Genomic DNA, 21,963 nt, shown 5'->3' on the forward strand with positions numbered 1-21,963 from the left:
TTGAAATTATGCAACAGGAAGACGATTTAAGGGCTTTGGCGAAAATCATGGATTTTCTCCGGGCAGTAAGTATATTGCTGGTGGTAATGCACCTTTATTGGTATTGCTATGAGGCGATACGGCTGTGGGGTGTGGACATAGGTGTCGTGGACAGGATTCTGATGAATTTCGACCGCACTGCCGGATTGTTCCGCTCCATTCTTTACACGAAACTTTTTGCACTGGTACTGCTGGCATTGTCCTGTCTGGGTACAAAGGGGGTAAAGGACGAGAAAATCACTTGGACGAAGATATGGGTATCGCTCGGAACGGGTATCCTATTGTTCTTTTTCAACTGGTGGATACTCGATTTACCGTTGCCTCTTGTGGTTAATACGGCACTATATACGGTTACGATAGCCGCAGGATATGTATGCCTGCTTATGGCGGGAACGTGGATGAGCCGCCTGCTGAAAACAAACCTGATGGACGACGTTTTCAACAACGAGAACGAATCCTTTCAGCAAGAAACACGGCTTATAGAAAACGAGTATTCGGTCAATCTGCCGACACGGTTTTATTACAGGAAAAAGTGGAACGACGGATGGATAAACATCATCAATCCGTTCAGGGCTTCCATCGTTCTCGGAACTCCGGGCAGCGGAAAATCATACGCCGTGGTCAATTCATACATAAAGCAGCAGATTGAGAAGGGTTACTCGATGTATATCTACGATTTCAAGTTTGCAGACCTCTCGACAATCGCTTACAACCACTTGATAAACCATCTGGACGGTTATAAGGTAAAGCCGAAATTCTATGTAATCAACTTCGATGACCCGCGAAGAAGCCACAGGTGCAACCCCATACACCCCGACTTCATGGAGGATATTACGGACGCTTACGAGAGTGCCTACACGATAATGCTCAACCTCAACAAAACGTGGGTGCAAAAGCAGGGGGATTTCTTTGTAGAATCGCCCATAATCCTCTTTGCCGCGATTATTTGGTATCTCAAAATCTACCAAAACGGGAAGTATTGCACCTTCCCCCATGCGGTGGAGTTCCTGAACCGCAGGTACGAGGATATATTCCCGATACTTACGAGTTATCCCGAATTGGAAAACTACCTTTCTCCCTTTATGGATGCGTGGCTCGGTGGGGCGGCGGAACAGCTTCAGGGGCAGATTGCAAGTGCCAAAATTCCGTTATCAAGGATGATTTCACCACAGTTATATTGGGTAATGTCGGACAGCGAGTTCACGCTTGACATCAACAATCCCGAAGAGCCGAAAATCCTCTGCGTGGGTAACAACCCCGACCGTCAGAACATTTACGGTGCGGCACTCGGTCTGTATAACAGCCGTATTGTCAAACTTGTAAACAAGAAAGGCAAACTCAAATCCTCGATAATCATAGACGAGTTGCCGACTATCTATTTCAAGGGTTTGGACAATTTGATAGCGACAGCACGAAGTAACAAGGTTGCCGTGTTGTTAGGCTTTCAGGATTTCTCGCAGTTGGTTCGCGACTATGGCGACAAGGAAGCCAAAGTCGTGATGAACACGGTCGGCAATCTGTTTTCAGGGCAGGTCGTGGGAGAAACGGCAAAGAATCTGTCGGAGCGTTTTGGCAAAGTACTGCAAAAGCGGCAGAGCATCACCATTAACCGGAACGACAAATCCACTTCCATCAATACCCAGATGGACAGCCTCATTCCCGCAAGCAAGATTTCGGGACTTACACAGGGTATGTTCGTGGGTGCTGTGGCGGATAATTTCGGAGAGCGTATCGAACAGAAGATTTTTCACTGTGAGATTGTGGTAGATTCGGAAAAAGTAAAGCAGGAAGAGAGCCGTTATCAGAAAATCCCTGTCATTACCGACTTCACGGACGAAAACGGCAATGACCGGATGAAAGAGACGGTACAGGAAAATTACAACCGTATCAAGGCAGATGTGAAACAGATTGTTGCTGATGAGCTGGAACGTATCAAGAATGACCCGGCATTGGCGCATCTGTTACAACAGAAGTAGCAAAGTATCGTAAGGCAAAAAATCCGTAACTCGTTGTCGGGCTACGGATTTTTCTTATTATTCAGGTATGCCTTTTATTGCAATAGGTTTTTTCCCTTGTCGGTAAGACGATATTTCTGTCGCGGATGTTTCGGATTTTCCGGATAAATTGGTTCCACCAAATTCAGCCTTGTGGCTGGATACAGGTAAAGTTCCAAAAAATTACTTTTGTCCTTCAATCCTATTATACCCATAATCTCTTTGGTCGAAAGCGTCTGTTCTCCAATTGCGGACAACACTTTCTCGACTTGTGGGGTAACTGTCGGGTAACTGTCGGGTAACTGTCGGGTAACTGTCGGGTCGTACCCTACAGTTGTCCGGGTATATCGGAAAATAACCCATACACTGTTTCCATCGGTATGGAACTCCGGGGCAGGAAGACCTACACGCTGACATTCGCTTATCATAAGCCCGATGCCCCGTCCCCAACTTTCCAACACCTCACTCTTATACAGGACATTCGCTATAATCTGGTTTTGCGGTTCTGAATTGTGTCCGCTTAACAGTTTTTCCATCGTTATGTCAGGCGGGAAAGTCCCACTGTTCTCTATTTCCACTCGGTCGTCATAGATGGCAATTCCTACCGAACTGCCGGAACGGTGGTACAGGCGGTGGCAAAGGGCATTTGTACAACACTCTCTCAAAGCCTTGTAAGGGATTTCCAACTCTTCCTCCCGATACAGTCCTTCTATCTTTCCTGAAAGGGACAGATGTTTGAAAAAGAACGCCATTGCAGCATCCAACAGAGTGTAAATATTACCTGTAATGCGCTGATTGTCTATGAACTCGTCTTTTGTCGTACCTTTGAAACGCGCCAGCCGAAGCAGGCATTGGGGATAGTAATAGAAATTACTACCGAATAGGACAGCGGAAGCATTGTTCAGTTTACCGTCATGCAGCAGGTTGAATTTCTCAAGGATGGTCGGTAAATCCTCCCTTATGGTGGCTTCGGGCAAACGACCGCACCGGATACCTCCACGTACCGCACCCAAGATGGCGTGTTCGTCAAGGTCGGATATTTTGAGGTCGGGATTTGTCATTGTCTCCCAACCGTATTTTCCTCCCCGCTGTATCAACAGATGATTGTATTTATCTTGCGGCATCAAAGTAGTTACGTTTTCTATGCGCATATATGGTCGTCCTTTGTAACAGAACGGGCGTTCCATCCTCGCGCTCTCTACGTGTAAAGCGATGACTTTCTTTTCGCTATCAGACATAGGTACATAGAAAATCTGGACATTGACACTTGGCTCAAGCCGGCTGATGGCTTCGCCTATGGTTTCTTTGGTTTTCCCGGCAACATCTTGTCCGATAATCTTTCTTTCATCTGTTACCCCGAACAGCACCGTGCCGCCTTCTCCATTAAGAAAGGCACAAAGCGTTTCCATACCACGCTCCAACTGCCCGGTAGTTTTCTTAAACTCAATATTATCTGTTTCTGTATCAGAGGTTATCAAGTTCTTTATATCATCTAATGTCTCTAATTTCATTTATAAAACAGGTGGTCTTAATTATTCTGCAAAATTACAAAAAATACGGGAGATACCGGTCATGTCTCCCTATGAAACAATCTATTTTCTCATTCTTTCTCTTTCTTCATCCATATCCATCCGTCTGTTGAGTTTCTCCTGCATCTTGTCAAGGAAATAGGTACGGCTGTCGTTCTTGCGCAACTTGATGTCCGAATAGATATGATAACAGTCCTTTGCTTCCACTCCGAACAAGGAATAGAAGAAAGCGGACAGTTCACCTATGGACATTTCCCCGCCATTGATACAGCCCATTTCAACCATGCCGTACAACATTTCGACAAGGTCGGAGGTTTTGCCTGTCCATCGCAGGGTATTTTCGGGTTGCGGAGTTTTGGTTTTCGGGGTGGATGCGGATAGTGGTGGCACTTGTGGGGTAAGGAATTTCTGCGTTTTCCGCACAAAGGCAAGGGCTTTGCGGATGTATAAGCCGGAAATGCTGCCAGCTTCGTTCTCGCTGAGTTTGTGATGAAACTGCAATTCCGTTTCCGCATAGGTCAGGGCAAGAATAGCAAGATGCATATCCATACCTTCTATGCACAACCGGATTACCTTGTCCGTAAAATCCCGATATGCAGGATGCAACTCATTATGATTGTCAGCCTCATTGATGCGACGGAAGAAATCCGTTTCCGTCAATATGATGTATTCCATTTGTCATTTCTTTTTTTCGGTTATTAACTCTGTTTTCTGTATGCGCACATAAACTATTAAGGCAAACGGAGTTCCAGTAAATGACAAATTAGAATGGAGTTGTTTTTATCTTGTTGAAAAGCAGCAATATAGACAATAAAAATAATTTGGAACCACTTTTTTAATAGTGGCAAAAGGCGTAAAATGATTTAACGGTGTCAAGACACTTGACGCCAAACAATGACAAAAGCGACCTGATAATCAGCCTATTTCAAAAGGTCTTGCTTGATTTTACGGAAAACTGTCAGCGACATATCATCTTTATAGGATGCCGTTTTGACTACTTTCCAATTATTCTTGGGCAGTTCCTGTTGGTACAGAGACACGCCGGTTCCAAGCATGACGGGTATGGTATATCGGACTATTTCGTCAATCAGGTGCATCCGAAACATACCATTGATAATACTTCTTGTTTCTTTGGTGGCTTCAATCAGATAGGTGAAACGGTCAGGCTCATTTTCTCTCCAATCAATCAGCATTGACAATGAAATATTTTCATTCAACTGACGTATGGCTGCATCCTTTAACTTCTCTATCTCATCAGAAAGGACAGCAGGCAACTCGTTATAATTGTCTATCATGTATCCGTCGATAGACTGGACGGTGAGCAGTTGTACTTTAGCCATATCATCCGGTATTTAATGTTTTCCAACCGGAAACCGTCCCCAAAAAGAAGCGTGCAAACACGCTACTTCTAATGGAGGCTCTGGAATGCCCTTAACAGGAATAGGTGAATGCACGCTATGCAAAGGCATAGCATAAGCAATCACGCAATAGTTCCTGTTAATGTTAATTTTCCAGATTCCCATTAGGACGCCTTGCGGTCTTATGTCTATATCGTCAAGCGGAAAGAGTTGAACTCCATCCGCTTATATTTTTTCAAATGTCATGCAAAAGTAGTTTTGCCCACTATCGCAATTAATTTGCAAAGGTACTCTTTTTTTGCTAAATATCTTTCATCTTGCGTATCTTTTTATTGTATATGATACTGTTCCAGCTTTTTATAAAGGGTTGGCGGGCTTATTCCGAGCAGTCTTGCTGCCTGCCGTTTGTTCCCGTCTGCCTGTTTCAATGCCTTTATAATACGCTCTTTTTGTATCTCATCATCAATAAGCGAGAAGTCGGAATTGGCATATACAACCTCTTCGGGCAGTCCCAATGTTTCGGCTGTAATCATTCCGCTTCCTGTCATCAGGACAGCGGTCTGAATGGTCTGACGCAGTTCACGGACATTGCCCGGCCAATTATATAGCTGCAATCGTTCCGTGACTTCCGTATCCAACCCTGACACGGATTTGTTCAGTTCCGTGTTCATTTCATCGATGAAGAACTTTGCCAACGGCAAAATATCCTCCCTGCATTTTCTGAGCGGTGGCAAGTCTATGACAAACTCCTGAATCCTGTAATACAAATCTTGACGAAACCGTTTTTCTTCAACCGCCTTCTTCAAATCTTCGTTGGTGGCGGCTATAATCCTTACATCGGCAACTTTGTCCTGACTGCCTCCGACAGAACGGTATGTCTTGCTCTGTATGGCACGAAGCAGCATCTGTTGCACCTCCATTGGAAGATTGCCGACCTCGTCAAGAAACAGTGTACCGCCATCGGCTTCTCGAAAATAGCCGGCTTTGTTATCAGTTGCACCTGTGAACGCACCTTTCTCATGTCCGAAGAGGGTGGATGCAGCCAAAGACGCGGATAGCAGACCGCAATCGACAGCAACAAGCCGTTTGTTAGCCCTGTCACTCAAACGGTGTATCTTCTCGGCTATATGTTCTTTGCCCGTACCGTTTTCTCCCAATATGAGAACGCTGATATTTGTAGAGGCGACCAACCGGATGCGACGGTCTATGAATTGAAAAGCCTCGCTTTCCCGTTGGAATATGTTTTCTCCATTTGTATTGGCACGCCTCTTTCTTTTGAGTAAGTTACGGATAACGGGCAGTAACTCATCTTCCAATTTCCGTTTGCTGATGTAGTCATCAGCTCCAGATTTCATTGAACGGACGGCAGTAGGAACTTCATCATAGTCCGTCATAATGAAGAAGGGATTGTTGTGTCCGGTATAACGGATAATCCTCAACAGTTCTATTCCGTCCCCGTCAGGAAAACGAAGATCGGACAATACAATGTCATCCGATCGGACAGCTGCCAGAGCTTTCTTGGCTGCCCTGAAACTGTATATCTTTTCGATGGCTATCCCTTCCTTTGCCAGAAGATTGCCCACATAGTCGCAATACACCACATTATCGTCTATGACAATTACTTTTCCCATAAGCCCTCCTTTGTTTTCCGAGCAATACGGATAATGCAATCGCCGTTATTCAATACGGCTTGTACTTTCTCGTCCAATTCCTCACTTTCATATTGTGGCTGGTGGATTAAGTCGTACAGTTCCCTTAAGGGATAGTCGGCATTGATTAGCATCCACGAACTGCGCAGGTGATGTATCATATTGTCCAATCCTGCCATATCTTTTTTCTCGTAAGCCTCGCGGACTTCTTCCATTTCCTTCTCCGTTTCAGTGATAAGCCGTTCCAGAGTTCCGGCATTATCCCCGTATGCAAGTAGCGGAGATAGATTGATTTCCTGCTTCTGTGTTTTATTTTTATGTGCGGTACTATGGGAGATTGTTTCCAGCAACTCTTTGGCAGAGAATGGCTTGAACAGGCAACCGCAAAAACCTTTAGACAGCAGTTCCTTTTCCGAACTCTTGTCCAATGCCGTAGATACGGCAATAGGAATGGTTCTGGAGTTGCCAATATCTGAAGAACGTAACAGTTCCAACACTTCATAACCGTTCATATCCGGCATTTTCATATCGGTAATCAACAGGTCATACTTCCGTTCCCGCATCATATTCAGCAGTTCATCGACATTCCGGCACGTATCGCAGCCGATTCCATAACGAACCAATATATCCCGTGTCATTGTGAGTTGCACCGGGTCATTGTCCAATATCAGAACAGAAGTGTCCTGCAAGTTCTTGAAATCATTAAGGATGTCATCTTCCTCGACAAGTCTTTCCTCTGCCTTGCTTAGTGGGACACATACCGTGAAACGGCTTCCACTACCGGTCATACTTTCCACATGAACTTTCCCTTCCATAAGCGTAACAAGTTCTTTGACGATTGGCAATCCAAGTCCGAAGCCGTCCTGTGTGGCGGCATTTGTCAGGCGTTCAAAGGGATTGAAAATCTTCTCCCTCTGTTGTTCCGTGATACCGCATCCGGTATCCGAAACTTCGAGCGTAAACACACCGTTTGAGTATGCTGTTTTCAATGTGATGTTTCCTCTTTCTGTAAACTTCACTGCATTGGAAAGCAGGTTGCTTCCTATGCGGAGTATCATATTCTTGTCCCCTATAACGACTTCATTTTCACAAGCATCTATATTAAACGCAAGGTTTTTCTTTTCCATAAGTGGCAAGAACTCCCGTCCCAATGTATTCGTTATACACTTCAAACGGAACGGTTTCGGACACACCTGTTCTTTACCATTGTCCAAACGGAAATAATTCATCAGGTCGCCGAGCATGGATGACATTCTACCGGCTGAAAACTGTATTATCTGAACATGCCGTATGCGCTCTTCCGAGTTGCTGTCTGTCGCAATCAATTCTATATTGCCGCAAATGGCAGTCAATGGGGAACGCAACTCATGAATAATGGTTTGCAGGGTCTGGCGTCGAGCATCGAGTAGCGCGTCGTTTTCATTCAGGCTCCGGTGAAGTTTATTTATCAACTCTTCCTGTTCCCTTTTGGCTCGTTCTTTCGCACGGATGTCCCGTTGGATAATCCAATACGATACCATAAGCAGGATAATGGCACTAATAATCAAGATGGTTACAATTACCGCCGATCGTTCATACGATACTTTTATATGCTGTTCCTTGTTTTGAAATGCCGTTTGTGATTGCTCGTCCAACACTTGGAGTAACGCGGATAATTTACTGTTCAGTTCCTTATTCTGCACACGCAGGCTGTCTGTATTTTCGCTTATCTGCTGTTGGCGTGAAATCAGCTGTCTGTTAAGAGCATGAAGTGGGTTGGACTGCATAGGAACTTGCACGGTTTCCTTAGCCCCGAAAAATCCTGCAATGCCTTTCTTTTTACGGGTAACAGTGCGGAAACTTGTTGCCTGTTCTGTTACTGCCGGCAACTGTTCCAGCAGCAAACTGTCTTGCCATTGATGGATTTTCATCGTGTGGAACAGATGTTCTTCTTTGTTCGCCAACAGGACACGGAAAGTGTCAATCTGGTTGAACGAGATAAACTCACTATAATCCCGTTGTAGAATTTGCAAGAGGCTATCGACTTTTTGCCGCCGCAACTGATACTTTTGGAAGTCTTCCTCGTCCCATGTAATTGCGGATTCCCCCAATGTGGCAAGAATTGTAATATGCCGATGAGCGGCATTTATCGTTTTGTTTGCCTCCCGGATTTCGGTTATTTCCTCCTCGATTTTATGTACCCTACCACGCTCATGCAGCATGGTAGCAGCCATACTACTGATGACTGCTATCAATATGATGTAACCTAAAAGTATCCTGTGTTGCAGTAATAATCTCATCTTAGTATGTGGAAAACTCCTTGTGCGTTAATTCAATTTACTTTTCAACAACCATTCATCAAGCAAATCTGCCAATTCAGCATTATTCAAATCCTGCATCAAGAAATGCGTATTGCCATAGATGCCGATTTTAGGAAGTTCTACTAATGTGGCATTTCCTCCATGTCGGTTGATAGCTTCGACGAACTTGCGAGCCATCTGAAGGCGAACGCGCCAATTCTCATCGCCGAGTTTTTTAGAAGGTGTTTCGGGAATGTAATCCCCGAAATAAATAACAACCGGAATTTCCGTAAGCCTATTGAATTGCTCCATCGGAACGGCTGTCCCAGCTACACCGCCGGTCAAGCCGTCGATACGTTCAGGAACTTCGTCTTCAGGAAACACGAACCCGCCCGGCTCATAAGACACGACACCTTTGACCTCTGAATTTTGCATTGCTGACATCCAGCCGGGGAATCCTCCGGCAGAGTGGGTTACGAGAATATGGTCGCCGATGCGTTCGGACAATGCTCCGAGTGCGGGAACATCTAATTGATGGTTGCTCAAATCGGGTGTCATTTCGCGGAAGAACTGTGAAAGAGAGGTCGAATCTTTCGGGAACTGCACGCCCTCGTTGTAATTCGGCCATACGCCGATACGCCAGATATCGAACCAGAACATTTCGTCGGCCATAGGCTTGGCTGCCGTTGTTGTTGATGTCCGTCCTGCCCGTCCACGACCGGGAAGATCGACCACGTAACTACTCCAGCCACGACGTAACATCAATGTGGCGAAACCATCTCTGCCGTCGGGTGTCATTTGCCAGCATACACCCGAACCTCCGTAACCGTGAACATAGACTAACGGTAGTTTTTTACTGTCGGCAGGAATCTGAAAATCTACAAAGGCATGGTCGGCTCGATAGCTTTGTCCGGTTTCTTCCTGCTCCGCCCAGCCAACGAATTTACTATTATCATATGCACCCGGTCGCTGTATGGTTGTACCTCCTACCGAAAAGTGGCCTTGTTTGGCAATCGTTATATTCTGTGCTCCGACTGTTGCCGCACCTGTCAGCAACAATGCCGATAAAATTATTTTTTTCATTGCTTTTTTGTTACTTGGTTCAACACTTCGCGAAGCGGTTCTGAATAGGTGCTGCCGAGATTCATTTCCACGATATTCAGCAATGCCGAAAGTTGCTCAGCGGTGATACCGAGATGCAGACAGATGCCCATGTGTCCGTAAGCCATAGGTTCTACGCCACCCACACCGGCAAGAATGGATACCGTAGCGAGTTCACGTTCCCGATAGGTCAACAGGTCACGCTCGAAAAGGTCGGCGAACAAATGCTCTTTCAGGAATCGTTCGATGGTCGGAGCGAATACTGCATATCCTGCTTTCGGTGCATCAATCGACGCGCCCGATATTTCGGCAAGCACATCGCGTCCACGTTCGTAACTACTATTGTTATCCTTGATTGCGGATGCTTCCCGACCAACGGGATCATTCATTCCTTTCGCTTTGCGTTCATCCACTACCTGCATAAAAGTTTGGATTGCCCGTAAGCTGCGTGGAAATCCGCAATAAGCATAAGCATGAATCAATACTTCGTTTATTTCATTAATGGTCATACCAACTTCCAACGCCTCGGTAAGTACCGGTTTCAGATGCTCCAAATCCCCTTTTCCCGTATAGGATGCGATTGCGACGATAGCCTGTTCACGGCCAGTCAGCACATTGTTCGCTTCAGCATAACGATTTTCCGATTCGCTTGTAGCTTTACTATACTGTTCGTCATTCACCGGATCGAGCCATACTGCCGCATTTATCTGCGGGTTGGTCGTAATGGCGATATGCGCAAACCATGAATCCGGTGCTGCCCCATGCCAATGTACCACGTCAGGGGCTATTTCCACGATGTCGCCTGGAAACAACCGCCGTGCGGGCTGTCCTTTCTCCTGATAGTAGCCGATGCCTGCGGTGGCAATCAATAACTGACCGGCTTTATGTGAGTGCCAACTGTTACGACATCCCGGCTCGAAAGTTACATTTGCCATCGGAACATTCAACTCTTTCTGTTCACTCAATGGAGCAAGCCATACTTCGCCTGTAAAATTGGGGTTGGGGGATAGTTTCTCGCCAAGCGGATAAGGCTGGCGGAAGTTGTCTGCGGTTTGTGCATAAGTCACAAGGTATGATATAGACAACATGGCTGTAAAAAATAAATTCTTGATTTTCATATTTGTTTCTTATTTGATTATTCACCTAAAGTTCTTGTAAAGGCAAGTGTGGAAAGCTGCCATTTGCCGTTTTCCATTACATAGACTTCCGTAACGATAAAAGGAAAACGTACAGCATTGCCTCCGACTACCGAGTTCAAATGAATTCGGCTATAAACCGTTGCTGTTCCTGCCGCAAACTTCACCTGCACATCATGTATTTCGGCTTTCTTATACCAAATGCCGCCTGTGCGGATGGTATTCAGTTCCTCCTGCTTACCCCAATAGCCACCCATATGAACGAACTGCGAGTTCTCGTGAAACAATTCTGCCAATTTCTCCACGTTCTTCTCCGACATCCAATTCCACTTGTTGTTGGATAATTCGACTATCGTCTGCTCTTCGGCAGTGAATACTTTCTGATTCTCTTGTGCTTTCGTTCCGACAGACAAGATCAAGAACATCAATACCGTAATGATCAATGATTTCATATCGCTCTGATTTTTAATTGTTACATATGCAAAGGTAGAGGAGATGTAAAAAAGTGGCGATACAAAAAAATCGGCAAAAACTGCAATTTTTACCGATTCTTCCTTATATAACTCAATAACTCTCTTTACAAAGTGAGATTCTAAAAGATATAATCAGGTACAAGAAGTTGCATTAGCTTATAGTCATAGTCTTTCTTTACCAGACATTCGTTTCCGAAAATCATCGTATAACCGGTTTCACGTGTGAAGACCGGCCAATCAGGAATATCCCGATGATTCGGATTGCCGTATCTTGCGAAGTTTATCCATGCACGGCTCATGCGGTCTGCAAGGATTTTGGCCTGCTCTCCACCAACAGCAGAAGCTTTGGACATGGCAACATTGTTAAATACAAACGGCAGTTCGGAACAATGATAAGACATGGCAAACCCTCCTTCGAGCGGTGTATCCCATGCGAACATATAATTATAGACGGGTGCGCCGTGCTGGTCGGCTTTCAAACGTGCGGTTTTAAGAGCCGGAGCACGCAACATTGTTTCTACATAGAGTACATCTGCAACCGGACGCTCCGGATACGCCTGTTTGAAAGCGTCCACGACAACCTCTGCCTGATTGCCGAATCGTTCCTTCAACTTTCGATTTACCTTTTCCTGCGACCATGTATTCTTGTTGTCATTTTGGTATTTACTTGCTTGTCCCAACATTTCCATTGTTGTCCATTCCGCCATGGCTGTCCCAATCATTATCGGAATATCCTTTGACTGTGATGAAATGGAATCCACTACGGGTTGGAACGGCAGATAGTCCCCATCCACAATCGGTGTCCATAGCAATCCGGGATTTCCCCAACTATCGATGCTACCGTACTCCTTTGCTGCCTGTACCATCGCTTTATTACTTGCGGTTTCCAATTCCTTATATGGTACGGTCAGTAGTTTCTTGATTCCATTTTTCCTTATGCCCAGATTATTTAAGGTCAATTCTGCAACACGTCTTCCAATTTTCGTTGTAACATTGGTCATTCCGCAGGCTTCGACCGCACCGCTTTGGATAATTCCCTTTTGAAACAACCCTTTGGCAGCCGGAGTTGTCATTAAGACGATAATCTTAGCACCGCCTCCCGATTGCCCGAACAAGGTGACATTGTCGGGATCTCCACCGAAGACCTCAATGTTGGACTGAATCCATTTTAAGGCAGCGACCATATCCATAGTGCCCACATTACCGGAGTATTTGTACTCTTCTCCATAGGCGGATAAATCCAAAAAACCGAGTACGTTCAGTCTGTGATTGATGGAAACGACCACCACATCGCCTTTTCTGCTCAAATTTGTTCCATCATATACCCGTTGTTCAATTGCCGAACCGGTCTGAAACCCTCCGCCGTGCAACCAAACCATTACAGGGCGTTTTTTGCCGTCATTTATTCCCGGAGTCCATACATTCAAATTCTGGCAATCCTCTCCCTCGACAGCGATTCGCTGGTTCGAGATAAAATCATTCTCGATTGGCATGGGAACTTGTGGACAGACGTGCCCATACTCTGTGAAGATTCGTATGCCGCTCCACGATTCGGGAGCTTCGGGAGGCATGAATCGGGTAGCGTGAGCATAAGGAATACCCTTATAAACATATATTCCCTCCTGTTTTTCACCTTGAGCTTTGCCAGTTGTAAGATTGACAACGGTTTGATTTTCGGCTGTGTGTCGAGGCTCTTGCGCCCTTGCTCCTATCATTGTCAGAAGCAATAATCCTGAAATGATCAATAATTTCATATCGCTCTAATTTTTAATCGTTATACCTGCAAAGGTAGAGGAGATGCAGAAAAGTGGTGATACAAAATAATCGGTAAAAACTGCGATTTTTACCGATTATGCAAGAGTTGAAAAATAGCTATTCTCTATAATCCGATGGCTTGACACCTAAATTTTGCTGCACATAACGGCTGAAATAAGCAGGCGACGAAAAACCGAACATATCGGAAATCTGGACGAAAGTCAAGGACTTATCGCGGAGCAAACGGGTAATGTCAAGTATCGTATAACGGGTGATCCAGTAGTTGGCGGCATATCCGCTTACTTTTTTAGAAACCTCCGACAAATATTTCGATGTAACACACAAGCAATCGGCATAATAGGTTACTTCCCGATGTTCTCGATATGCACCATTCTCCAACATTTTCAGAAAACGGTTCATGATAGAGGCGTTCTGTGTTGAGATGTCACTTTCACCATAAATACGTGCATGGAAATCAAAAAAATCAAGAATGGCTGTTTGCATGGCATTTATCAGCACCTCACGGTAAAAGCGATGTCCCGTGTCTTGAATACGGAGCTCCAGCAAGTCGAAATCGCGGCGACATATAATTTGTTGTTCGGGCGTCAGGTGCATGATAGGATTGAGAAAAAGTGCTAAAGCACCTTTCATACCGTAGTTGCTTTGTGGTGTGCATAACTCTATGAAACCGGGCTTCGCATAAATTATCTTGCATTGAAAATCGTCCGTAGGTTCTATCTTCTCCAACATTTTCCGCTTACGGATGATGGATAAGTCTCCGGGATGCAATTCAAAATCCCGTTCGTTGAAACGGTAACGGCACGTTCCCTTCAAACAAAGTAAATGAGCCAGATATTCCTCTTCGGAATCTGTACTCACAATGCCGAGCCTGTCGGCAACGATTATATCTTTCTGATATTCCATGCCATATATCTTTAATTCCTTAAATACAAAAATAATCATAAATACGGAATAAACTTGCAATCGTACCGACAACGACTGCAAGTTTTACCGTTTTTAACAGTGTTGCCAACGGGTTATCGTATGATATGAATCGTTCGCAACCAACTCTCCATTCCGCCTGTATTTCTTCCGGTCGTTCCGAATCCCTGTAAATGTCTGGAATCAGGGGTAAGCTCCACGATTTTAGCAAGCGTCTCCTCCCTATAAGTCGATGCATAAGTACAGAACGGGACGATAATCTTGTCCGAAAAATCATATCCCGAACTTTCGAGAAATGACCACACGGCCATCGGTGCGGTATGCCACCAGACGGGGCAACCTACGAATACCACATCGTAGTCGTCAAGATTATCCACCGTACTGCTCAATTCAGGACGGACACCGTTATCCAGTTCCTCACGGGCTACCTCCGTACACTCGTTGTAATCCGTAGGATAGGGATTGACGGTTTCGATACGGAACAGCGTGCCGTCGGTCATATTCGCAATCTCCTCTGCCAAATGTTGCGTATTGCCACCCCAACTGAAATAGGTAATAAGGATTTTGCGATTTGCGTCGTACTCGATTGAATCATATTGATATAATGGAGTATCGGAGCCTTCATCTTTCGAACAGGCAGCCAATGCAACCAATATCACCGACAGGCAGGATAAGAACAATAGTCTATGTTTCATATATTTAGTATTATACATTATTATTCTGTCATGCCGATTTCCCGCAACCAGTTCAATATACCGCTTCTTGAAGTCGCCGTATTGTTGCGTGAAATACTGTAACCGTCAACCATCGTGGCATTCGGTACTAATCCTCTGATGTCCTCCAAAGTTCCCGACCATCCGCTTCCGCCATGCGTGGAGAAAGGAATAACCGTTTTCCCGTTGCAGTCGAATTTGTCGAAGAAAGAGTACATTGCCATCGGCATCTGATACCACCAGATCGGATACCCCACGAAGACCACATCATAATCATCGAAATCGTCTATCTCCGTAGCAAGTGCAGGGTGAATGTCATTTTGGCGTTCATTATCCGCCTGATCCGCCAAATCATCGAAGTTGTCAGGGTAAGGCTGTGCCGTCTGTATGCGTACCATATCACCACCCGTTGCCTCTCGAATTACGGTAGCCACATACTGAACGCTACCGTAGAGATCACCGTCCACAATGACACGGCTTGCAGAGGTTACGGCATCAACCCCGTCCGGAAGTGGCTCGGAAAAATAGGCGACAAGAATCTTATGATTCGTTCCCGGCACAACCTCTTCAATGTCCGTATTACCTCCATCATTATTCGGCTCATCATCCGAACAGGCCACTGCAAAGCAGGCTATAACAGATAATAAGGCCATTGCATAAAATATCTTTTTCATACTCTGCTGTCTTTAATTATTTCAACATCTTTATTTCTTTCAACCATTCTTTGATACCTTTCGTGTTCTTGCTTACTGCACCGAATCCTTTCAGATGTCCGGCAGCCGGTGTCAGCTCTACAATCTTTGCCAAGGTTTCGTCCCGATAAGTCGAAGCGTAAGTACAGAACGGTATTACCGTTTTACCATTGAAGTCATAGCCCTCCGTAAAGGTGTTAATAATCATCGGAGCCGTCCACCACCATACAGGGCAGCCAATGAATATCGTATCATATTGCTCCCAGTCTTCGACTTTCTTTTTGATGGCGGGGCGGGCATCGGCTTCTTTTTCAGCCTTTGCAACCTCGGTGCAAGGTGTGTACTCGGTGGGATAAGGTTTCTCCGGTTCGATGCGGAAAAGCGTACCGCCCGTGAGTGCGGCTATATGTTCCGCTACATGTTGCGTATTGCCTCCCCAACTGAAGTAGGCAATAAGAATTTTCTTTGCCGGTTGTTCATTGACCGGAGCATTTTGTGCATTTGCACCCGCACTGAATAGCAGAACGGCAAGTAAGGCTATAAGTTTTGTTTTCATATCTTTTGTTATTTAATTGTTGGACATTATTTCGGTCATCCAGCGGTCGAAGCTAATCATCCATTCTTCATGGGTGTATCCGAATCCATGCGGCATACCTTCGTATTCGTGTTGCTCGACTTCAACGCCTGCCTCACGCACGGCATCGGCACACGCTTGGAACTGACGGTAAAACGGGTCTCGTGTTCCGTATGCAAAGAATGTGGGCGGGATTTTGGCCGCCTTGAATTTTTCCACATCGGTCGATGCTACGCTCAGACGACCGTAGAAGGCGTAAATCATTCCGATGGTGCAGACATTGGCAGAAACCTCATCGAGTGCATCGGGACGATAGTCGGAAGTGAGTGCCGTACCGTTTACCAGTTCATCGAAATTGAGAGCTTCATCGCCACAAAGGATGCCTCCGGCAGAGAATCCTACGGAGGCTATGTCATTCGGATTTATCCCATAATCGGCAGCGTGCCGACGGACAAAACGGATAGCACGAGCCAAGTCGAGGCTTCCTTCCTCCATCGTATAGGGACGTACACGATAGTTTACGACAAAAGCCTGATAACCGTGACGGGCAAACCATTGTGCGACCGGAGTACCTTCCATCTGGTCGCTGCGGAACTGAAACGCACCGCCTGCGCATACGAGGACGGCACCCTTTACCGTCATGCCTTCCGCAACCGGAAAAAAATTCATATAAGGGCGGAATGATGGCGGATCTTGATAAGAACCCTGATTACCTGTATAGTTCGTAACTTTCGCCATATTCCCTTCAGGCCACAGGTAAATTGTAGATGCCAATGGATTTTGTTCATCGTCCTCACCATCAGAAGGCGTATCATCATCAGGACTGGTTAGTGTCGTAAACTGGCGAGACTGACCGTAAACCGTTCCAGCGGAAGTCGTAGCATAAGCCCGGACAAAATAGGTCGTATTTGCCGAAAGCCCTGTTGCATAGCAAGCAAATGAACTTGTATCCCCGGCTCCTACATTGTGGTTATCGGAAATGGTCGGATTGTCAGTTTCTGCCCAACAAATACCGAACTCCTTGATTGTTTGCGCATTGATAATACGACCACCTGAAATCGCATTGTTTGAGGATATTGCCGTCACTTCGGCTGTTTCGACGCGAATAGCATTATCAGGCATGGGGCTATCCGGGCGTTCGTCACATCCTGCTGCTGTGGTAACTGTAAACAGCGACAAGACTGCATAGAGAAATATATGCTGTTTCATAATCAAATGTGTTTACCGAGATTATAGGCTTCATCTTCATATCGGCTACCATTGACAGCCCCTTTGCGCCCCATTCCGATAGCTTTGACCATACCACGTTCCGTGGGATTTGGTAGGCACATCACGAAACCTCGAAAACCATTGATCGCCCAATCCGCCGTGCTTTCTTCCGGGTCGGCGCAAGCGGTGAGATAGAAAAACTCCTTGTCCTTCATTTCACGATAACGTCCGAAAGTACGGTCAATAAAGGTTTTGAGTTGTCCCGTGATATTCATGTAATAAACTGGGCTTGCGAGTACGATTACATCGGCCTGAACCATTTTATCGACCAGCATCGGCACATCATCTTCCGCTTCATTGGCACGATTGCCCACACGTTGCTCGTCTGCTTCAGAAAAGTAGTCGATGCGGTAGTCGGCAAGAAAAACTTTTTCCACCCGTCCGCCAACTTCTTCCGCACCACGGGCGAAGGCATCGCAAAGCAAGTCCGTATTGCCACCCTTGCGAGGGCTACCAGATATAATCAACACGCTCTTGTTTGTTTTCTGCACGGGCGATATTTCCGAGAAATTAATGTGGTATCGTTCCGCGACCTTATCATTCTGCTTACCTGTGCAAGCGGTCAAAGTTCCCATGAGGAGGCTCACGACCATATAAAAGACTGTCTTTTTCATTGCGTTATGTCTGTTAAAGGTTATTGCCGAAAAACTCAGTCAGCTTTTTCACTGCGCTGTCCACATACTCCGGCACATAGTATGTCTTGATGTGCGTTGCTCCAGGAATGAGGAATAGTTCCTTATTCTGCGTGCCCGTTGCCTTGCTGTAACACTGTTCGGTCATATAGAATGTGTCGGCAATGCTTCCGGCAATCATCAAAAGCGGCTGGCTGATGAGGTACATTCCTTCGCTGGTATCGAAAGCCATCAAGTCCACAAGACTGCTCTTGGTGTAACGGAAAGTTGAGTTAGGATGTGCGTGGCTTTGGAGATAATATCCATAACCGTCACGGTAGAGGTCGAAGGGAAGTTTAGCGGCCTGTTCGGGTGTCACACCACTCATGTCACCCACATATTCCGGATTTGCACCTTCTGCTTCCTTCTGACGTGCGGCACAGGCATCGGCAAGACGCTGCTGCACATCATTTATCTGCGAATCAAGGAAACCATTTCGGCGCACCAGTCCGGAATTGAACATACTGAGCGTGGCTACAGCTTTGAAACGTTTGTCGGTCTGTGCAGCCTTCAGCGTGTAGCCACCACCGCCACAGATACCGAGAATACCGATGCGATTTGCATCCACTCCCGGATACTGCGCCAGAATATCGGCGGCACGGCGGATGTCCTCTATACGATAAGCGGGCTTGTCCGTGTTGCGCGGCTCTCCCTCGCTGGCTCCTTGATAGGCTGCATCGAAGGCGAGGCAGATATAGCCTGCCTCGGCCATACGCTGGCTATACAGCCCGGCAACCTGCTCTTTCACCCCTCCGTTTGGGTGGGCAACAACAAGAGCCGGATAGCTTTTCATGGTATCGTACCCTGCCGGGGTATAGACATTGGCCGAAATTTTCAGTCCGTTCAGATTGTAAGCAATGGGATGAATGTTTACTCCTCCCTCTTTGTTTTCCGTGATAGCGTCAGCATAGACCAATCCGAACGGATTGTCATTGTGACTTTTGATTGTTTTAGCGTCCACATAAACGAACGGCTGTTTTTCTTTTATTTCCATATTCTCCTGTGCGCTCAGTGTATTGCATACAGCCATCGTCGTACACAATACGGTTATGATTATCTTTTTCATCTTTAATTTATTTTATTGTTCTACGAATGACAATGCAAAGGTAGGACGAATTCCGTTTTCCCATTTTACACTATTTTCGGTAAGAAGTTCAATTTTTACGGGAAATGTATTTCTCCCAAAATCTGACAGCTTCTTTTTCCCATCCTTCGGCAGTTGTTCCGATTCCCAACCCGAAACCGTGACGCAAATCAGGTAGCAGATGAAACTCTGCATCTATACCCAATGCCTGAAGATTCTCCACCCGTCGGCGCATGGTTGCAGGACTGGCGATTGCATCATCCTCTCCGATAATCACGTATGTAGGTGGGTCATCGGGAGTATATTCTGAATGTCCAGTATATCCCATGATAACAGCTGCCGGACGCTCGTGCGTTGCGTTGATGAATCCTTGTGTGGAGTAAGAGCCGAGATAGGCTGCCATTCTTGCTCCAGCAGAGCCGCCCCACAAGGAGTAGTCATCTGTCGATACCTGCAATTCTTCCGCATGGCGCATGATGAAGTCAATAGCTTGTGCAAGGTCTTCGCACGCTACTTGCGCACCGCCCGTCCGGTACTGGATGGAAAAGGCATTATAGCCCATTTCGCTCAATGCAATAGCAAGCGGAAATCCCTCGTGGATAGCACCGACATAGGAAAAACCACCGCCGGGACAAACGATGGCGAACGGTTTGTCCGGCTCGCCACGAAAGAAAAACAATCCCGTATTGTTCTTGCGTGCATCCGCCTGTTTGTCTTCATCGGAATAAATGTTATAAAAGAGGCGGTTCCCATCCTGAACATAGTCAATCATCGTATTGATGGTTTCCACGGCACGCTCTCCCGTCACATAGTTGTGATATGGTAGCAGGCTTGCCATGTCCGCAAGCGGCATATCGTCGTCATACCTGCGTTCGGCAGGCAGAATGAATTGTCCGAATCCGACGAACGCTTCATGCTCCATCACATCTTTTACAGTGTTGGAAGTAGTCAGATGCTTGTAAGTATTCTGTCCGTTCGGGAAAAAGAACGGCAGTGCGTTATAGAGGTATTCTGCCGTAGGCCGGAACTCATGGCGTGCGCCGTCTTTTTCGTGAAAGGTGAGGTTGGAGAGTGGAAATACATCCGTAAGCTGTGCCATCGCCTCGACCTGTACCAATGTTTCACGATAGGCCGAATCGTCAGTTCCGCTTGCCGCCCAGATATAAAAACCCGTACCTGCGTATGGGGATTGGCGAATGACACCAGCAAGGTACTCTGCCGTTTCCGTCGGGCGATTCATACCTGCAAATGCTCCCAGCGACCAGCAATCGGCACTGACGGGCATGAAGAATTTGAAATAGTCCAGCGTATGCTCTAACGCGTACCACGTCGTTACAGCCCCCATCGAGAAGCCGCCTATGGCACGATGCTCGCGCGAGGATTCTAAACCTGCGGCGTCCGTACTTTCGGCGTATGTGCGGTAACGGCTTTCCACTATGGGGATAAGGTCGTTTACAAGTTCTTGTGGCAGAGCTTCGCAATACGGATCTGCATCGACATAGCTCGGTGTCGGATTACCGTAGTTGTAACTGGGCGACACCACTATCGTGGGAGCCATATCTCCGTTTTCCGTCATGTGGTCGAGCAACTTGCGCAGCAATCCGTTCTCATCTTGGAAAAACGAAGCTGCCGTGCCGTAATGTCCGTGTACAAAATAAAGCACGTTGTAGCGTCGGTCGGTATGTTCTTCGTAGCCGTAGGGCAAATAGACATAAGCCGTATTTGTGCGCACAGCACCCGTGCCTTCGGCATAATCGTGTGTGTCGTAATCAATACGCACCACTTCTCCCCGTTGTTCCGCTTCCTGCTCGTAATTGACAGGAACGGAATTGGTCTTGTTCATCAGTCCCGTATAGTCATGTGGCCGGTCGGGAGTTTCCGGCTCTTCCTGCTCCTGATCCGGCGGTAAGACCGGTCGGTTTTCTTCACTGTCCGAGCAGGAAGCCAAACACAGACAGCAAAGCAGTATGGTTTGTAACATTATCTTTTTCATTGTGTCAATCCTTATGAAATTCATATCGCATCCACATCACACCGTATTCCCGCTGCGAAGCGGAAAGCAGTTGGAGGCGTTGTCCTTGGGCTGGATATTCAGTTGCGCCACCCATATACTCGAAGATGGAGGGAACACCCGAAAGCCCGTCGATACCGGGATAGATAACCAGACTCAATTCGTCTATCAACCCTTCGGCAAGCAGCGCACCATTGAGGATGCCGCCACCCTGTACCGATACGCGACGAATGCCGAACTCACGACCGACAGCCTCAAGTCCTTCCCTAAGATTGGTCGCATCGCTGACGATAATATATGAAATGTGTATTTCACGCAGGTGGGCAAGGTACTCCTCTGTTACATTCTGTCCCACGATGACGAGTATATTGTCCCCTCTCAAAGTTGGGGAAGTAAAATAGATGTCACCTTCCGGGTCAGCAACGATAAACATACGTTCCGAATGGCGTTCGCTGATGAATACGGCAGGCTCATCAGACGATATGGTATGTCCTGCAATACCGAATCGGTAAGTAAATATGGCGCGAATTGTATTTTTTCCGAACATCCATGCATCCGTATTCAGTTCACGACCGATGGCGGCATAGACTTTCAAGAGATCGCCGTGTTCCGCTTCGTAGGGAGCAGTCCAGCGTCCGTCGATCAGTCGTCCATCGACGGAGCTCATGATGTGGCATATTATTTTCGGTTTCAT

At 46.4% G+C, this 21,963-nt stretch carries 19 protein-coding genes; 1 reads left to right on the top strand and 18 read right to left on the bottom strand.

Features of this window, described 5'->3' with window-relative positions; translation table 11 throughout:
• Positions 1-5 precede the first annotated feature (5 nt).
• Complete coding sequence (gene mobC, locus C4S38_RS09670) at positions 6-2,015, top strand: conjugal transfer protein MobC (RefSeq protein WP_103983563.1); 2,010 nt, start codon at positions 6-8, stop codon at positions 2,013-2,015.
• 74 nt (positions 2,016-2,089) lie between these two features.
• Here mobC and C4S38_RS09675 read toward each other — a convergent pair whose 3' ends face one another.
• The 18 genes from C4S38_RS09675 to C4S38_RS09760 form a co-directional block, all read right to left on the bottom strand.
• Positions 2,090-3,544 carry an ATP-binding protein gene (locus tag C4S38_RS09675; protein ID WP_103983564.1) on the bottom strand — a complete coding sequence of 485 codons (1,455 nt, stop codon included), beginning with the start codon at positions 3,542-3,544 and terminating at the stop codon, positions 2,090-2,092.
• 81 nt (positions 3,545-3,625) lie between these two features.
• Positions 3,626-4,237 carry an RteC domain-containing protein gene (locus tag C4S38_RS09680; RefSeq protein WP_103983565.1) on the bottom strand — a complete coding sequence of 204 codons (612 nt, stop codon included), beginning with the start codon at positions 4,235-4,237 and terminating at the stop codon, positions 3,626-3,628.
• Between the two features lie 245 nt (positions 4,238-4,482).
• Complete coding sequence (locus tag C4S38_RS09685) at positions 4,483-4,902, bottom strand: dihydrofolate reductase family protein (protein WP_103983566.1); 420 nt, start codon at positions 4,900-4,902, stop codon at positions 4,483-4,485.
• Between the two features lie 347 nt (positions 4,903-5,249).
• The gene (locus C4S38_RS09690) at positions 5,250-6,551 is read right to left on the bottom strand and encodes a sigma-54-dependent transcriptional regulator (RefSeq protein WP_103983567.1); all 1,302 of its coding nucleotides are present in this window, start codon (positions 6,549-6,551) and stop codon (positions 5,250-5,252) included.
• Positions 6,539-8,848 (bottom strand): hybrid sensor histidine kinase/response regulator, encoded by a 2,310-nt coding sequence (locus C4S38_RS09695; RefSeq protein ID WP_103983568.1) that lies wholly within the window; start codon positions 8,846-8,848, stop codon positions 6,539-6,541. Before C4S38_RS09695 ends, C4S38_RS09690 begins: the two co-directional genes overlap by 13 nt.
• 27 nt (positions 8,849-8,875) lie before the next feature.
• The gene (locus C4S38_RS09700; protein ID WP_103983569.1) at positions 8,876-9,931 is read right to left on the bottom strand and encodes an alpha/beta hydrolase; all 1,056 of its coding nucleotides are present in this window, start codon (positions 9,929-9,931) and stop codon (positions 8,876-8,878) included.
• The gene (locus C4S38_RS09705) at positions 9,928-11,067 is read right to left on the bottom strand and encodes a cupin domain-containing carboxymuconolactone decarboxylase family protein (RefSeq protein ID WP_234999339.1); all 1,140 of its coding nucleotides are present in this window, start codon (positions 11,065-11,067) and stop codon (positions 9,928-9,930) included. Before C4S38_RS09705 ends, C4S38_RS09700 begins: the two co-directional genes overlap by 4 nt.
• 17 nt (positions 11,068-11,084) lie before the next feature.
• Entirely contained in the window at positions 11,085-11,537 is a 453-nt protein-coding gene (locus tag C4S38_RS09710; RefSeq protein ID WP_103983570.1) for a nuclear transport factor 2 family protein, read from the bottom strand.
• A gap of 140 nt (positions 11,538-11,677) precedes the next feature.
• Positions 11,678-13,312, bottom strand: a complete 1,635-nt coding sequence (locus C4S38_RS09715) for a carboxylesterase/lipase family protein (protein ID WP_103983571.1) — start codon at positions 13,310-13,312, stop codon at positions 11,678-11,680.
• 118 nt (positions 13,313-13,430) lie between these two features.
• Positions 13,431-14,237, bottom strand: a complete 807-nt coding sequence (locus tag C4S38_RS09720) for an AraC family transcriptional regulator (protein WP_103983596.1) — start codon at positions 14,235-14,237, stop codon at positions 13,431-13,433.
• A 113-nt stretch (positions 14,238-14,350) separates the two neighbouring features.
• The gene (locus C4S38_RS09725) at positions 14,351-14,950 is read right to left on the bottom strand and encodes a flavodoxin (protein WP_200817959.1); all 600 of its coding nucleotides are present in this window, start codon (positions 14,948-14,950) and stop codon (positions 14,351-14,353) included.
• Positions 14,951-14,970: 20 nt separating this feature from the next.
• Complete coding sequence (locus C4S38_RS09730; protein ID WP_103983573.1) at positions 14,971-15,642, bottom strand: flavodoxin; 672 nt, start codon at positions 15,640-15,642, stop codon at positions 14,971-14,973.
• 16 nt (positions 15,643-15,658) lie between these two features.
• Positions 15,659-16,216 carry a flavodoxin gene (locus tag C4S38_RS09735; protein ID WP_103983574.1) on the bottom strand — a complete coding sequence of 186 codons (558 nt, stop codon included), beginning with the start codon at positions 16,214-16,216 and terminating at the stop codon, positions 15,659-15,661.
• 12 nt (positions 16,217-16,228) lie between these two features.
• Positions 16,229-17,443, bottom strand: a complete 1,215-nt coding sequence (locus C4S38_RS09740; protein WP_103983575.1) for an alpha/beta hydrolase — start codon at positions 17,441-17,443, stop codon at positions 16,229-16,231.
• Between the two features lie 2 nt (positions 17,444-17,445).
• On the bottom strand, positions 17,446-18,117 hold the full coding sequence (locus C4S38_RS09745; RefSeq protein ID WP_103983576.1) for a flavodoxin family protein: 672 nt from the start codon (positions 18,115-18,117) through the stop codon (positions 17,446-17,448).
• Between the two features lie 13 nt (positions 18,118-18,130).
• A complete protein-coding gene (locus C4S38_RS09750; protein WP_103983577.1) occupies positions 18,131-19,240 on the bottom strand; it encodes an alpha/beta hydrolase in 1,110 nt (369 codons plus the stop codon).
• Between the two features lie 88 nt (positions 19,241-19,328).
• Positions 19,329-21,251, bottom strand: coding sequence for an alpha/beta hydrolase-fold protein (locus tag C4S38_RS09755; protein WP_160034694.1), 1,923 nt, complete (start codon positions 21,249-21,251; stop codon positions 19,329-19,331).
• A gap of 4 nt (positions 21,252-21,255) precedes the next feature.
• Positions 21,256-21,963, bottom strand: a complete 708-nt coding sequence (locus C4S38_RS09760) for a dihydrofolate reductase family protein (protein ID WP_103983579.1) — start codon at positions 21,961-21,963, stop codon at positions 21,256-21,258.

It is taken from the genome of Parabacteroides chinchillae (assembly GCF_900108035.1).
GTDB lineage: Bacteria > Bacteroidota > Bacteroidia > Bacteroidales > Tannerellaceae > Parabacteroides > Parabacteroides chinchillae.

What these genes read in the sequence shown, in the direction of transcription:
- C4S38_RS09675 (WP_103983564.1), bottom strand. Translation starts at nt 3,544, where the DNA reads ATGAAATTAGAGACATTAGATGATATAAAGAACTTGATAACCTCTGAT.
- C4S38_RS09680 (WP_103983565.1), bottom strand. Translation starts at nt 4,237, where the DNA reads ATGGAATACATCATATTGACGGAAACGGATTTCTTCCGTCGCATCAAT.
- C4S38_RS09685 (WP_103983566.1), bottom strand. Translation starts at nt 4,902, where the DNA reads ATGGCTAAAGTACAACTGCTCACCGTCCAGTCTATCGACGGATACATG.
- C4S38_RS09690 (WP_103983567.1), bottom strand. Translation starts at nt 6,551, where the DNA reads ATGGGAAAAGTAATTGTCATAGACGATAATGTGGTGTATTGCGACTAT.
- C4S38_RS09695 (WP_103983568.1), bottom strand. Translation starts at nt 8,848, where the DNA reads ATGAGATTATTACTGCAACACAGGATACTTTTAGGTTACATCATATTG.
- C4S38_RS09700 (WP_103983569.1), bottom strand. Translation starts at nt 9,931, where the DNA reads ATGAAAAAAATAATTTTATCGGCATTGTTGCTGACAGGTGCGGCAACA.
- C4S38_RS09705 (WP_234999339.1), bottom strand. Translation starts at nt 11,067, where the DNA reads ATGAAAATCAAGAATTTATTTTTTACAGCCATGTTGTCTATATCATAC.
- C4S38_RS09710 (WP_103983570.1), bottom strand. Translation starts at nt 11,537, where the DNA reads ATGAAATCATTGATCATTACGGTATTGATGTTCTTGATCTTGTCTGTC.
- C4S38_RS09715 (WP_103983571.1), bottom strand. Translation starts at nt 13,312, where the DNA reads ATGAAATTATTGATCATTTCAGGATTATTGCTTCTGACAATGATAGGA.
- C4S38_RS09720 (WP_103983596.1), bottom strand. Translation starts at nt 14,237, where the DNA reads ATGGAATATCAGAAAGATATAATCGTTGCCGACAGGCTCGGCATTGTG.
- C4S38_RS09725 (WP_200817959.1), bottom strand. Translation starts at nt 14,950, where the DNA reads ATGAAACATAGACTATTGTTCTTATCCTGCCTGTCGGTGATATTGGTT.
- C4S38_RS09730 (WP_103983573.1), bottom strand. Translation starts at nt 15,642, where the DNA reads ATGAAAAAGATATTTTATGCAATGGCCTTATTATCTGTTATAGCCTGC.
- C4S38_RS09735 (WP_103983574.1), bottom strand. Translation starts at nt 16,216, where the DNA reads ATGAAAACAAAACTTATAGCCTTACTTGCCGTTCTGCTATTCAGTGCG.
- C4S38_RS09740 (WP_103983575.1), bottom strand. Translation starts at nt 17,443, where the DNA reads ATGAAACAGCATATATTTCTCTATGCAGTCTTGTCGCTGTTTACAGTT.
- C4S38_RS09745 (WP_103983576.1), bottom strand. Translation starts at nt 18,117, where the DNA reads ATGAAAAAGACAGTCTTTTATATGGTCGTGAGCCTCCTCATGGGAACT.
- C4S38_RS09750 (WP_103983577.1), bottom strand. Translation starts at nt 19,240, where the DNA reads ATGAAAAAGATAATCATAACCGTATTGTGTACGACGATGGCTGTATGC.
- C4S38_RS09755 (WP_160034694.1), bottom strand. Translation starts at nt 21,251, where the DNA reads ATGAAAAAGATAATGTTACAAACCATACTGCTTTGCTGTCTGTGTTTG.
- C4S38_RS09760 (WP_103983579.1), bottom strand. Translation starts at nt 21,963, where the DNA reads ATGAAACCGAAAATAATATGCCACATCATGAGCTCCGTCGATGGACGA.